This window comes from Microbispora sp. H10885, assembly GCF_014161415.1.
Taxonomy (GTDB): Bacteria; Actinomycetota; Actinomycetes; order Streptosporangiales; family Streptosporangiaceae; genus Microbispora; species Microbispora triticiradicis.
Map to the genome: position 1 here is coordinate 1 of NZ_JABBWY010000011.1, position 13,172 is coordinate 13,172.

Here is a 13,172-nt window from a genome sequence, read left to right on the forward strand (position 1 = left end):
AGGAGTCGGCGCCGTCGACGTCGCTGGTGCTGGACCAGTTCGGGCGGAACCTGACCCAGGCCGCGCGGGAGGGCAAGCTCGACCCGGTGATCGGCCGGGACAAGGAGATCGAGCGCGTCATGCAGGTGCTGTCGCGCCGTACGAAGAACAACCCGGTGCTGGTCGGCGAGCCCGGTGTGGGCAAGACCGCGGTGGTGGAGGGCCTGTCCCAGAAGATCGTCAAGGGTGAGGTGCCCGAGACGCTGAAGGACAAGCAGCTCTACACCCTCGACCTCGGCGCGCTGGTGGCCGGGTCGCGCTACCGCGGCGACTTCGAGGAACGCCTGAAGAAGGTCCTCAAGGAGATCCGCACCCGCGGCGACATCATCCTGTTCATCGACGAGCTGCACACGCTCGTCGGCGCGGGCGCCGCCGAGGGCGCCATCGACGCCGCCAGCATCCTCAAGCCGATGCTGGCCCGCGGTGAGCTGCAGACCATCGGCGCCACGACGCTGGACGAGTACCGCAAGCACCTGGAGAAGGACGCCGCGCTGGAGCGGCGGTTCCAGCCGATCCAGGTGGCCGAGCCGAGCCTGTCGCACACGATCGAGATCCTCAAGGGCCTGCGGGACCGTTACGAGGCGCACCACCGTGTGTCGATCACCGACAGCGCGCTGGTGGCCGCCGCGACGCTGGCCGACCGCTACATCAGCGACCGGTTCCTGCCGGACAAGGCGATCGACCTGATCGACGAGGCGGGCTCGCGGATGCGGATCCGCCGGATGACCGCGCCGCCGGACCTGCGCGAGTACGACGAGAAGATCGCGAACGTCCGGCGTGAGAAGGAGTCCGCGATCGACGCGCAGGACTTCGAGAAGGCCGCCGCGCTGCGCGACCAGGAGAAGCAGCTCCAGCTCAAGCGCGAGCGCCGGGAGAAGGAGTGGAAGGCCGGCGACATGGACGTCGTGGCCGAGGTCACCGAGGAGCTCATCGCCGAGGTCCTGGCCACCGCCACCGGCATCCCGGTCTTCAAGCTCACCGAGGAGGAGTCGCAGCGGCTGCTCCGCATGGAGGACGAGCTGCACAAGCGGATCATCGGCCAGGACGACGCCATCAAGGGCCTGTCGCGGTCGATCCGCCGCACCCGCGCCGGTCTGAAGGACCCGCGCCGTCCGGGTGGCTCGTTCATCTTCGCCGGCCCCTCCGGAGTCGGTAAGACCGAGCTGTCCAAGGCGCTGGCGGAGTTCCTGTTCGGGGACGAAGACGCGCTGATCATGCTGGACATGTCCGAGTTCATGGAGAAGCACACCGTCTCGCGGCTGTTCGGCTCCCCGCCCGGCTACGTCGGGTACGAGGAGGGCGGCCAGCTGACCGAGAAGGTGCGGCGCAAGCCGTTCTCGGTCGTCCTGTTCGACGAGATCGAGAAGGCCCACCCGGACATCTTCAACTCGCTGCTGCAGATCCTGGAGGACGGTCGCCTGACCGACGCCCAGGGCCGGGTGGTGGACTTCAAGAACACCGTCATCATCATGACGACCAACCTCGGCACCCGGGACATCTCCAAGGGCATCGGGGTCGGGTTCGCCCGGTCGGACGACACCGAGTCGAACTACGACCGGATGAAGGCGAAGGTGCAGGAGGAGCTCAAGCAGCACTTCCGGCCGGAGTTCCTCAACCGTGTCGACGACATCGTGGTCTTCCACCAGCTGACGCCCAAGGAGATCATCCAGATCGTGGACCTGATGCTCGCCCAGGTGGCCGAGCGTCTCAAGGACCGCGACATGGGCCTGGAGCTGACGGCGGCCGCCAAGCAGCTGCTGGCCGACCGGGGGTACGACCCGGTGATGGGCGCCCGTCCGCTGCGCCGGACGATCCAGCGCGAGCTGGAGGACACCCTGTCGGAGAAGATCCTCTACGGCGAGCTGCGGCCGGGCCAGGTCGTCAAGATCGACATCGACGGCGAGGGCGACAACGCCAAGTTCACCTTCACGGGCGAGGCCAAGAGCCCGTCCGTGCCGGACTCGGCGGCCTCGATCGCGGAGACGGTCCAGCGCTGACCGTCCTGCGACAGCCGGGCACAGCCCGAACAACCTGTTCCACCCGAAGGGGCGCTCCGCGAGGGGCGCCCCTTCGGCGTTCCGGAGCACCACGGCCGCCGGGGCTCCGGCGATCCAGGTAACACGCGCGCAACATAGTGGACGAGAACCGGTATCACACCACCGAACGTAGTACTACACTTTGTAGAGTCAGACTGTGCCACCGGCATGCCGGAGGCGCATGACGGGCCGCTCGTGTCATTCCCGCGACGTACCTGAGATCCGCTGCGGGAGGGACGCGGCGGGCCGGGCGTACGGGGGAGGCTCGGTCCGGCCGGGTGGATCCCGGTGATAGGAGGACCGGCGTCCCATGCGGTCGGGACACCCCTCGTGGGTGAAATGGCGGTCCGGAAGTGCACAAGCCTTGGAGGCACTGATGCGCCTGTTGCACGACGACGGGACGCTGGTTCACCTGGCCTACAACGCGGGCGTACATCCCGCGGAGGACCTGGAGAACCTGATCGCCCACCTCACGCGATACGCCGTGCCCGTGCGCAGGAGACTGGGCGTCGAGCGGCTGGGCATCGGCCTGTGGCTCGCCCCCGCCGTGGCCGACCACCTGGTCGCCGACCGCATCGAACTCGTGCGGCTGCGCCGCTCGCTGGAGGAGCGCGGCCTGGAGTGCGTCAGCCTGAACGGCACCGGCGGGCGCAACCAGGACGTGCCGGGGCCCGACTGGGCCAAGCCGGAGCGCTACCGCTACACGATGTCGCTGGCGAAGATCCTCGCGTTCCTGCTGCCCGACGACGTGCAGTCGGGTGGGATCTCGACGATTCCCATCGGCTGGCGCCGCGACTGGCCCGCCGACCTGCACTCCATCGCCTCCCGCCGCCTCGAACGGCTGTCGCGGGAGCTTCGCGGCCTCTACAGCGTCACCGGCAAGACGATCCGGGTGGGATTCGAGCCCTGGCCCGGTTGCGTGCTGGAGACCACGGAGCAGGCGCTGGCGCGCGTGTGCGACATCGACTCCGAGCACCTCGGCGTCTGCCTGGACGCCTGCCACCTGTCGTGCGGCGCGGAGGAGCCGGACGCGGCGCTGCGCGGGCTCGCCCTCGCGGGTGCGCCCGTGGTCAAGCTGAGCCACGTGCACGACCACGGCCAGGAGATTCCGAGCACACAGCCGGTGATCGCCGACACGCTCACCGCGATCCTGTCGGGCGCGGTGAACGGCACCGCGCACGTGGAGGTGGAGGCCCACCACGGGACCACCCCCAAGGCGAAGGGCCCCGCCGCCCTCGTCGCGAAGCTCGCCGACGAGCTCGACTGGACCCGCCGCAACCTCACCGCCCTCGGCCTGAAGCTCGCCGCCTGAGGAACCGGTCAGGAGGGCGACCGGCCGGTCAGGAGGGCAACTGGTAGGTGCCGTCGGGCAGCGTCTCCGCCAGGCCGTCGTCGAGAAGGCCGTCCAGGGCGCGCTCCCGCTGCACGTGGTCGGCCCAGACGGCGTCCAGCGCCTGCTTCGGCACCGGGCCGTGCGCCTCCCTGAGCACGGCCAGCAGGCGTCCCCGGCACTGCCGGTCGGTGCCCGCGTACGTCTGGCCCTGACGCGCCGGGCCGTCGTGGGCGGGGCGGCCGGCCAGCCGCCAGGCGCACCGGGAGGTGACCGGGCAGCGCTCGCACCGCGGCGCCCGCGCCGTGCAGACCAGCGCGCCCAGTTCCATCACGGCGACGGCCCAGCGCGGTGCGCCGACCGGGGGCACCAGGGACTCCGCCAGGCGCCGCTCGGCCGCCGTGGGGGCCTTCGGCGGGTACTCCTCGCCCCGGACGGCCCGGGCCAGCACCCGCCGCACGTTGGTGTCCAGCACGGCGTGGCTGCCGCCGTACGCGAAACTGGCCACGGCGGCGGCCGTGTAGTCGCCGATCCCGGGCAGGGCCAGGAGCTCGTCGTACGTGGACGGCACCCGTCCTCCGTGGTCCGTCGTGATGGCGCGCGCGCAGGCGTGGAGGTTGAGCGCCCTGCGCGGGTAGCCGAGCCGTCCCCAGTGCCGCACGGCCTCGCCGGGGGACTCCTTCGCGAGCGCCTCCGGAGTGGGCCAGCGCTCCATCCACTCGGTCCACACGGGCAGCACCCGCACGACGGGCGTCTGCTGGAGCATGATCTCGCTCACGAGGATGCCCCACGGCGTCGCCTCGGGGCGCCGCCAGGGCAGGTCGCGGTTGTGCTCGGCGTACCAGTCGAGGATGGGTTCACGCAGGGAGGCTGACACAGCCCCGACCCTACCGACCGGCCCCGCCGCGCGTGGCCGGGCAGCGTTCTCCGCCAGGCCGATGCCGCGCATCGCCGTCCAAGTCCGGAAAGGACCGGCAGGCCGATGACCTGGGAAAGCGCATGACACGGCGCGTTGTTTCCCCTGCCGCGCCACGTCTCCCCATACTGTCCGTATGGATCCGGACACTTTCCGTGGTGACGTGGGCGTCGAGGGGGCGGACGTCTACTGGCGCCGCCGGGTGTCGGTGCTCACGGGGATGCTCGTCGTGGTGGCGGTCGTGGCATGGGCGTGCAGCAGCGCCTCGGGACGATCGGACGACACCGCCGCCGTCGTCAGGACGACGCCCTCAGACCGGCTGGTGGTCTCGCTCCCCGCGGGCCTGCCCGCGAAGACGGCCGGCTCGGCCGCGATCCCGGGGCAACCGTCCCCGTCCGCATCGGGCTCGGCCTCGCCGACGCCCGGCAGGCCGCGCCGTCCCGGCGACCCCTGCGACGAGAAGGACCTCGTGCTCGCCCTGCAGAGCGGGCAGGACGTGTACGGCAAGGACACCGCGCCGACCTTCCTGCTGACGGTGGTGAGCACGGGCAGGGTCGAGTGCACGGTGGACGTGGGGCCGCGCACCCTGGAGATGCGGGTGCTGTCGGGCGGCGAGCGGGTGTGGTCGACCGCCGACTGCGTGGCGGGCGACGGCGTGGACCGGCAGGCGCTGGAGCGGGGGATCCCCTTCGTCCGCACGGTCCGGTGGGACCGCCACCGCTCGGGCACCACCTGCGCCGGCAAGCGGTCGTCCGCCGATCCCGGGACGTACGTCGCGACCGCGCACGCGGGCCGGCTCAAGAGCCCGAAGGTCGTCTTCCACCTGCGTTGACTCCACCGGGACGCGGGTCAGAGATAGCGCTCCAGGATGGACGACTCGGCGAGGCGGGACAGGCCCTCGCGGACGCTGCGGGCCCGGGTCTCGCCCACGCCGCCGACGGCCTGGAGGTCGTCGGTGGTGGCCGCCAGCAGCTTCTGCAGGCCGCCGAAGTGGTCGACGAGCCGGTCGACGATCGCGCCGGGCAGCCGGGGGACCCGGGTCAGCAGGCGGAAGCCGCGGGGACTGACCGGTGTGTCGAGGGCCTCGGTGCCGTGGTGGCCCAGGATCTGGGCGACCTTCGCCAGGTCGAGCAGGTCGCCGGAGGACAGCTCGTCGAGCTCGCGTATCGCGTCGCCGTCGCCGTACGGGCGCGCGCCGAGCGAGCCGGGGACGTAGTCGCGGATGATCTGCCGATGGTCGGTCTCCACCCCGGCGAACAGCTCGTCGAGCTGGAGGGACAGCAGCCGCCCGTCGGTGCCGAGCTCGACGACGTACCCCTCGATCTCCCGGGCGATGCGGCGGACCATCTCCAGGCGCTGCACCACGACCGCCACGTCGCGGACCGTGACCAGATCCTCGATCTCCAGGGCCGACAACGCGCCGGAGACCTCGTCGAGCCGCATCTTGTAGCGTTCGAGCGTGGCGAGGGCCTGGTTGGCCTTGGACAGGATCGCGGCCGACTCCTCCAGCACGTAGCGGATGCCGTCGAGGTAGAGCGCGATGATCCGCATGGACTTGCTGATCGCGATGACCGGGAGCGACGTCTGCCTGGCCACCCGCTGGGCCGTACGGTGCCGGGTGCCGGACTCGTTGGTGGGGATCGCGGGGTCCGGCACGAGATGCACGGCCGCCCGCACGATCCTGAGCTGGGCCACGTCGAGCACGATCGCGCCGTCCATCTTGGCCAGCTCGCGGAGGCGGGTCGCGGAGAACTCGACGTCGAGGGTGAACCCGCCCGTGCAGATGTCCTCGACGGTGCGGTCGTAGCCGAGCACGATCAGGCCGCCGGTGTGACCGCGCAGGATGCGCTCCAGGCCGTCGCGCAGCGCCGTCCCCGGGGCGAGCGTGGCGAGCACGGCCCGTCTGCGCTCGTCGGCCGCCTTGTCGTTGTCCAGCACATGCACCTCGGTGGGCTCGCCCGATCGTCTCCGTGGGATCGTCTGTCTACCGGTCCTCGCCGCGCGAGGTCCGCGATACACTCCGCGGCCGGCCGGTCGAAGCCCTCTCGGGGGCTCGATGAAGGCCTCAGTTTACCCGCGTGACGTCATGCCCACCTGTGGCACAGCGCACCCCACCGCGCCCTGTCCCACCGCACCCTGTCCCGGCTCAGCTCATGTGGTTGAGGGCGTCCCAGACGTTCTCGACCTCCGTCACCTCGAAGCCCGGCGCGAAGGAGGTGGTGCGGCCGACCGGCGAGCGCAGCGCCACGAGGCGGCCGCGGCTCGCCGCGTTGTCCAGCCGGGGGGATTCCTCCTCCAGCGAGCCGGACGGCACCAGGGCCCGGGTGAAACCCAGCCGCGCCGCCTCGGCCAGCCGCCGCCGCACGTCCCGTACGGGCCGCAGCTCACCGGCGAGGCCGACCTCGCCGAGCACGACGAGCCCCGAGGGCAGCGCCTGGTCGCCGGCCGCGCTCACGACCGACAGCATCAGCGCGAGGTCGACGGCCGGGTCGGTCAGCCGGATCCCGCCCACGGTCGCCGTGAAGACGTCACACTTGCCGATCTTCGCGCGCAGCCGCCGCTCGATGACGGCGAGCACCATCGCCACGCGGTAGGAGTCGAGGCCCGAGGAGGTGCGGCGGGGCTGCGGGGCCTCGGTGGGGCCGACCAGGGCCTGAAGCTCCGCCGGAAGCGGCCGGGTGCCCTCGATGGTGACGGTGACGCAGGTGCCCGGCACCGGCTCGGGATGGCGCGAGACGAACAACCCGCTCGGGTCGGAGATCCCGGTGATCCCGCGCTCGTTCAGGTCGAAGCAGCCGACCTCGTCGATCGGGCCGAAGCGGTTCTTCACCGCGCGCACCAGCCGCAGCCGCGAGTTGCGGTCGCCCTCGAAGTGGAGGACGACGTCCACCAGGTGTTCCAGCACGCGGGGGCCGGCGATCGTGCCGTCCTTGGTGACATGGCCGACGAGCACGGTCGTCATGGCCCGCTCCTTGGCGAGGCGGACCAGGTTGCCCGCGACCTCCCTGACCTGGGTCACGCCGCCGGGCACGCCCGAGACGTCGGCCGAGCCGATCGTCTGCACCGAGTCGACGATCAGCAGGCCGGGCCGCACCTTGTCCACGTGGGCCACCAGCGCGGACAGGTCGGTCTCGGCCGCGAGATAGAGCCGGTCCTCGATCGCGCCGATGCGGTCGGCGCGCATGCGCACCTGGGCCGCGGACTCCTCGCCGGTCACGTAGAGGACGGTCTCGCCCTGCGCGGTGCGGGCGGCGGCCTCCAGGAGCAGCGTCGACTTGCCGATGCCGGGCTCCCCGGCGAGAAGCACGACCGCACCGGGGACCATGCCGCCGCCGAGCACGCGGTCGAGTTCGGGCACGCCCGTCGTCCGCGCGCTCACCACCTCGGCCTTGACCTGGCCGATGGGCACCGCCGGCGCGGTGACCGCACCCGGCTTGACCACGTGGACGCCCTGCCGGGCCCCGGCCTCCTCGACCGTGCCCCACGCCTGGCACTCCCCGCATCTGCCGACCCACTTGACCGTGGTCCAGCCGCACTCGCCGCACCGGTACGCCGGTTTCGCTGCCCTGCTCACGTGCGGGAGGCTACCGGTCGCCGCCGACAGTCCGCCCCCGAAGCCGCCCGAAGCCGATCCGGAGACGCCCCCGAAGCCGGCCCGGAGGACACGACTCAGCCCTCCGGCTTCTCCGGTACGTAGAAGGCGGTGGTGCCGGCGACCGCGGAGTTCACCACGTCCTCCGGCGCGCCGGAGGCCAGGTACGCCTCGCCCCACGCCGTGCTGCTGTGCGTCATGAGCGCGCGCGCCTCGTCCGACTGCTCCCACGCCGAGGGGTCGTCGATCATGTTGCCCCGCAGGTGCAGCCCGAGCCCGAGCAGCGCCAGGTCCCAGCCCACTCCGGTGGCCCCCGGGCCGAACCGGTCCCAGAACTCCGCCGGCACCACGGCGACGTGCTCCAGCTCGAACACGGTGCGCTCGCCGCCCTCCGGGGTGAGCCGCACCTCGACCTCGCTGAAGCCGGGGTTCTCGCCGAACAGCCAGCTCACCCGCAGCAGCCGCGGCGGCTCGCACCGCAGGATCTCCCCGCCCGCGTTGCCCTGGAGCTGGTAGTGCCCGCCGAGCTTCAGCTCGCCGGTCACCGGAAGGAACCAGCGGCCGATCCGCTCGGGGTCGGTGCAGGCGTCCCACACGTCCTCCAGCGCGGCGTCGTAGGTGCGCCGCAGCAGCACCGTACGGGCCTCGCCCTCCGCCAGGTCGCGCGTGCCGACCGCGCGGTGAACCTCGTTGATCTCGTCGATGAAGTCGCTCATTGCCGCTCTTCCTCTACGTCGTGGGCCTCGTGCTGGGACATGTGCCGGCCATCGGCGCCGCCGGGCTCCTGCCGGAGCCGCCGCTCCCGTTTCCCCCGCGCCAGTTCCGTGTCGAGCGCGTCGAGCCGCTGCTGCCAGAAGCCGCGGAACCGGTCGAGCCACGCGTCGATCTCCCGCAGCGGCGCCGTCTCGACGGCGTACAGCCGCCGCGTGCCCTCCGCCCGTACGGACGTCAGCCCCGACTCGCGGAGCACCCGCAGATGCTGGGAGACCGCGGGCTGCGAGATCCCGAACTCGGCGCGGACGGCGGCGGTGACGGCGCCCGACGTCTGCTCCCCATCGCTGAGCAGCTCCAGGATCCGGCGCCGCACCGGATCCCCCAGCGCGTCGAATGCGTGCACGGGCCCACTATGCCGAGAGCGGCTTATAAAAGTCAACGCTTATTTAAGCCGCCTTCGGGACTACAGATGGTCCGCGAGGTCGGCGAGCAGCAGGCGCTTGGGCTTGGCACCTACGATCTGCTGCACGACCTCGCCGTCCCGGTAGAGGTTCAGGGTGGGAAAGCCGAGGACGTTGTAACGCCGCGCGATCTCGGGGTGGTCGTCGGCGTTGAGCTTGGCCACCGTGAGCCGGTCGCCGAGCTCGGCGTCGATCTCCTCCAGGATCGGGGCGATCATCTTGCAGGGCGGGCACCAGTCGGTCCAGAAGTCCACCAGCACCGGTGTGCCGCTGCGCAGCACCTGCTCGTCGAAGTTCTCCGCGGTCAACGTGATCATGATTCTCCTCGTCGTGTCACCAGGCAGCCGGGGCAGGCGTCGGTGAGCTGGGCGGCCACCTCGGCGCGGCGGGCCAGCAGGTCCCGGATCCGGTCGTCGATCTCGGCCAGCTTGCGCCGGTACACCGCGACCGACTCCGGGCAGGAGCCTCCCGACGGATGCCCCGACCTGAGGCAGTCCACGAACGGCCGGGCGTCCTCCAGGGTGAAGCCGACCGCCATCAGGGCGCGGATCTCGGTGACGAGCCGGACGTCCGACTCGTCGTACTCCCGATAGCCGTTCGCCGAGCGGCGCGACCTGATGAGGCCCTGCTGCTCGTAGTAGCGCAGCGCCCGGGTGCTCACACCCGCGCGCCGGGCCAGCTCGCCGATCCGCATCGGTCTCCTCCTCGGCCCGCCCGCCTCCGGGCACGACGGTAAAGGTTGACGCCGGTGACAAGGTCAAGGGCGGAGCTCAGAATTCCCGCCACCTGAGGACGTTCGGGTAGGCGATCTCCAGTCCCTCGCTCTCCCGCAGCGCGGCCTCGGCCACCTCGGGGGTGAACTCGATGCGCAGGACCGCCTCCAGGTCGGCCCGCGACTCGAAGGTCATGCGCAGGTCCAGCGGCTCGCGCCGCCAGCCCTGCCGCGACCAGAAGCGCTCCACGGCCTCGGGGGAGTACGACGGGAGCGACCGGCGGAACCAGCGGCCGAAGGCGTCGCGGGAGGCGTCCACGTCCACGACGAACGCCACGCCGCCCCGGCGCAGCACCCGTCCCAGCTCGCGCAGCCCGGGCTCGCACCCCGGGCCGAAGAAGTACGCCCAGCGCGCCATCGCGACGTCCGCCGACGAGTCGGGCACCGGCAGCGCCTGCGCGGTGCCGGTGCGCACCGCGACGTTGGGCAGCGACGCGCAGCGGGCGGCCGCCCCGGCGGCGAGGCCGCCGTGCGGCTCCACGCCCAGCACCCTCGCCGCGGACGCGGCGAGCGACGGCAGGTGGAAGCCCGTGCCGCAGCCGATGTCGAGCACCGTCGCGCCGTCCCACGGCCGTACGGCCCGCATCGCGGCCTCGACGGCGCCCGCCGGCCCGACGGCGCGGTTCTCCAGCTCGTAGACCTGGGGGGTGTTCCAGATGTTCGGGCTGGGTACGGCCCCGCTCACGATCCGTGCCATGCGCCCCACATTAGTTCGCGACCTTGGGTAGTTGATTGTGGCGAAGCGGCGCGCGGCGCGGGTGCGGCTTAGGCTGGATCCGTGAACGGGCGCAGGGAGCGAACGGACGGCCACGGCCACGGGACTGGATCGTGCCCGGGGGCCGCCAGGGGAGGCTGGCCTCATGAGTGACATCCGCGTGCCCAGCGGCGAGGTGGCGTTGTCGACCGCGTCGGTGTACCCGGAACGTACCCCGGACGCCTTCGAACTGGCCGCCAGGCTCGGGTACGACGGCGTAGAGATCATGGTGGGACAGGACCCGGTCAGTCAGGACGTCGAGGTCCTCCAGCGGCTGCGCGACCACTACCAGATCCCGGTCCTGGCCATACACGCGCCCTGTCTGCTGGTGACCCAGCGGGTGTGGGGGCGCGACCCCTGGGCGAAGCTGCGCAGGGCCCGCGAGGCGGCCGAACGGCTGGGCGCGCGGACGGTCGTCGTCCACCCGCCCTTCCGCTGGCAGCGCGACTACGCCAAGGAGTTCGAGAAGGGCCTGGCGAGGATGCGCGACGAGACCGACGTCGTCTTCGCGGTGGAGAACATGTTCCCGCTGCGGGCGAGGGGCAACGAGGTCGTGCCGTACGCGCCGGACTGGAACCCGGTCGACTACGACTTCCCCGACGTGACGCTCGACCTGTCCCACACGGCGGTGTCCGGCACGGACGCGATGGAGATGGCCACCAAGCTCGGCGACCGGCTGGCCCACCTGCATCTGGCCGACGGCCTGGGCACCACCAACAAGGACGAGCACCTGGTCCCGGGCCGGGGGACGCAGCCGTGCGCCCCGATGCTGGAGCGCCTGGCCGGGAGCGGATATCGCGGGCTGATCGTCCTGGAGATCAACACGCGCAGGGCGGCCAGCCGCACCGAGCGGATCGAGGACCTCACCGAGGCGCTCGCGTTCGCCAGGCACCACTTCGCCGCCTCCTCGACCGCCTCATGAACGACGGCCTCATGAACGAACGGCTGACCGGCAGCCACCGGGTGTTCGACCGCGTCTCGGAGGAGTACGACGCGGCCAGGCCGCACTATCCGGAGGCCCTCTACCTCGCTCTGGAGGAACTGTCGGGCATCCGGCTCGACGGCGCGACGGTGATCGACGTGGGGGCGGGCACCGGCATCTCGACCCGGGGGCTGCTCGACCGCGGCGCCCGGGTCGTCGCCGTCGACCGGGGGGAGCGGATGCTGGCCCGTCTCCGGGCCCGCACGACCTGTCCGGCCATCCTGGCGAACGGCGACGACCTGCCCTTTCGCGCGGGTGTCGCCGACCTCGTGACCTACGCCCAGTCGTGGCACTGGCTCGACCCCGCGCTGTCGGTCGCCGAGGCCGTACGGGTGACCAGGGCGGGCGGCGCGGTCGCGGGATGGTGGAACAGCGTGGACCCCGGCAAGGCCGACTGGCTGGCGGCCAACCAGGTGCGGCTCGCCGAGTCCTGCCCCGGGTACATCGGGCCGGTGCTGCCCGGGTGGAGCATGCCGCCCCTCGCCGCGGCCATGTCGCGCGGCGGTCTCGACGGCGGTCTCGGCGACGGTCTCGACGGTGCGGGCGCCGGCCTCGACGTGGCCGAGACCTGGGTCACCTGGACCAGGTCGGTGCTGCTGGAGGACTTCCTCACCGACCTGCGTACGCACTCCTACATGGCCAGCATGGACGGCGACGTCGTGGCGGACCTGATCGCCCGGGAGCGCGCCGAACTCGGCCGCGTGTTCCCCGGCGGCAGGCTCACCGTGCCCATGCGCGTGTACCTCGCGGTGGGACGCAGGGGCTGACCGTGACCACCGAGGTCCCGGAGGTGTCGGGAGGCGGCCGGCGGCCGCGGCGGCCGGGCCGGCGTCCCGGCTCGGCGGACACACGTGGGGAGATCCTGGCCGCGGCGCGCAGGGTCTTCGCGGAGAAGGGGTTCGACAAGGCCACGATCCGGGGCATCGCCCGCGAGGCCGGCGTCGACCCCGCCCTCCTCCACCACTATTTCGACAACAAGGAGGGCATGTTCGTCGCGGCCATGGAGCTCCCCGCGGACCCCTCGACGGTCGTCCCCATGCTTCTCGCGGGGCCGCGCAAGGAGATCGGGGAGCGGATCGTCCGCTTCATCCTCACGATGACGGCGGACCCCGCGGCGCGGGAGCGGGTGCTCGGGGTGATGCGGACGGCGATGGTGAACGAGCAGGCCGTCGGCATGATCCGGGAGTTCTTCGGCACCGCGATCCTGGGCCGGGTGGCCGAGGCGCTCGGCGTCCCGCCGCTGCGGGCCGAGGCCGCCTTCGCCCAGATGTTCGGCGTGGTGATGATCAGGTACATCCTCGGGATGGAGCCGATGGCGTCGGCGGACATCGAGGAACTCGTCGCGCTGCTGGCCCCGGTGGTGCAGCGTTACCTGGACGGATGAGCACCAGGACAGGCGTCACCGGTGCCGGCAGGTCAGGTGGGGCCCCGCATGCGTTCGGGTAGAGCTTCGTTCTAGTCTGGTGCCGCGGGAACGCTGTGACGCGCGCCACACCGATGGCGTGACAGGCATATGTTACTCGTCGGTACCATGCGGGAAGCGGGTTTTCCACAGGGCCGGCCCCCGGCCGTCCCG

14 protein-coding genes are annotated in these 13,172 nt (G+C 71.9%); 6 read left to right on the forward strand and 8 right to left on the reverse strand.

All coding sequences use genetic code 11. The annotated features are described in order from the left end of the window. A partial coding sequence (locus tag HHX37_RS27080) for an ATP-dependent Clp protease ATP-binding subunit (protein WP_182887279.1) occupies window positions 1-2,036 on the forward strand: 2,036 nt, incomplete at its 5' end. A 415-nt stretch (window positions 2,037-2,451) separates the two neighbouring features. Beyond that, complete coding sequence (locus HHX37_RS27085; RefSeq protein WP_111701156.1) at window positions 2,452-3,387, forward strand: TIM barrel protein; 936 nt, start codon at window positions 2,452-2,454, stop codon at window positions 3,385-3,387. Window positions 3,388-3,415: 28 nt separating this feature from the next. On the opposite strand, the gene HHX37_RS27090 is transcribed toward HHX37_RS27085, so the two are convergent. Beyond that, a complete protein-coding gene (locus HHX37_RS27090; protein WP_310740559.1) occupies window positions 3,416-4,282 on the reverse strand; it encodes an A/G-specific adenine glycosylase in 867 nt (288 codons plus the stop codon). A 175-nt stretch (window positions 4,283-4,457) separates the two neighbouring features. On the opposite strand from HHX37_RS27090, the gene HHX37_RS27095 reads away from it, so the two are divergent. Further along, window positions 4,458-5,153, forward strand: a complete 696-nt coding sequence (locus HHX37_RS27095; protein ID WP_182875131.1) for a hypothetical protein — start codon at window positions 4,458-4,460, stop codon at window positions 5,151-5,153. Between the two features lie 17 nt (window positions 5,154-5,170). On the opposite strand, the gene disA is transcribed toward HHX37_RS27095, so the two are convergent. From disA to HHX37_RS27130, 7 genes are all read right to left on the reverse strand, one after another. Further along, window positions 5,171-6,259, reverse strand: a complete 1,089-nt coding sequence (disA, locus tag HHX37_RS27100; RefSeq protein WP_182875130.1) for a DNA integrity scanning diadenylate cyclase DisA — start codon at window positions 6,257-6,259, stop codon at window positions 5,171-5,173. A 208-nt stretch (window positions 6,260-6,467) separates the two neighbouring features. Beyond that, window positions 6,468-7,895 (reverse strand): DNA repair protein RadA, encoded by a 1,428-nt coding sequence (radA, locus tag HHX37_RS27105; RefSeq protein ID WP_111701160.1) that lies wholly within the window; start codon window positions 7,893-7,895, stop codon window positions 6,468-6,470. A 95-nt stretch (window positions 7,896-7,990) separates the two neighbouring features. Beyond that, a complete protein-coding gene (locus HHX37_RS27110) occupies window positions 7,991-8,629 on the reverse strand; it encodes an SRPBCC family protein (RefSeq protein WP_182887282.1) in 639 nt (212 codons plus the stop codon). Then, window positions 8,626-9,030, reverse strand: coding sequence for an ArsR/SmtB family transcription factor (locus tag HHX37_RS27115; RefSeq protein ID WP_182882384.1), 405 nt, complete (start codon window positions 9,028-9,030; stop codon window positions 8,626-8,628). Before HHX37_RS27115 ends, HHX37_RS27110 begins: the two co-directional genes overlap by 4 nt. Window positions 9,031-9,090: 60 nt before the next feature. Continuing rightward, the gene (gene trxA / locus HHX37_RS27120; RefSeq protein ID WP_182882383.1) at window positions 9,091-9,405 is read right to left on the reverse strand and encodes a thioredoxin; all 315 of its coding nucleotides are present in this window, start codon (window positions 9,403-9,405) and stop codon (window positions 9,091-9,093) included. Further along, on the reverse strand, window positions 9,402-9,782 hold the full coding sequence (locus HHX37_RS27125; protein ID WP_111701164.1) for a MerR family transcriptional regulator: 381 nt from the start codon (window positions 9,780-9,782) through the stop codon (window positions 9,402-9,404). Before HHX37_RS27125 ends, trxA begins: the two co-directional genes overlap by 4 nt. Before the next feature lie 76 nt (window positions 9,783-9,858). Beyond that, window positions 9,859-10,557, reverse strand: coding sequence for a class I SAM-dependent methyltransferase (locus tag HHX37_RS27130; RefSeq protein WP_182887283.1), 699 nt, complete (start codon window positions 10,555-10,557; stop codon window positions 9,859-9,861). A gap of 163 nt (window positions 10,558-10,720) precedes the next feature. On the opposite strand from HHX37_RS27130, the gene HHX37_RS27135 reads away from it, so the two are divergent. Genes HHX37_RS27135 through HHX37_RS27145 form a run of 3 tightly spaced genes read left to right on the forward strand, consistent with a single transcriptional unit; the run spans window position 10,721 to window position 12,980 of the window. Then, window positions 10,721-11,536: a sugar phosphate isomerase/epimerase family protein gene (locus HHX37_RS27135; protein ID WP_111701166.1), complete on the forward strand. Its 816-nt coding sequence runs from the start codon at window positions 10,721-10,723 to the stop codon at window positions 11,534-11,536. 11 nt (window positions 11,537-11,547) lie between these two features. Then, window positions 11,548-12,363: a class I SAM-dependent methyltransferase gene (locus HHX37_RS27140; RefSeq protein ID WP_182887284.1), complete on the forward strand. Its 816-nt coding sequence runs from the start codon at window positions 11,548-11,550 to the stop codon at window positions 12,361-12,363. A gap of 2 nt (window positions 12,364-12,365) precedes the next feature. Next, a complete protein-coding gene (locus HHX37_RS27145) occupies window positions 12,366-12,980 on the forward strand; it encodes a TetR family transcriptional regulator (protein WP_310740560.1) in 615 nt (204 codons plus the stop codon). Window positions 12,981-13,172: the final 192 nt, after the last annotated feature.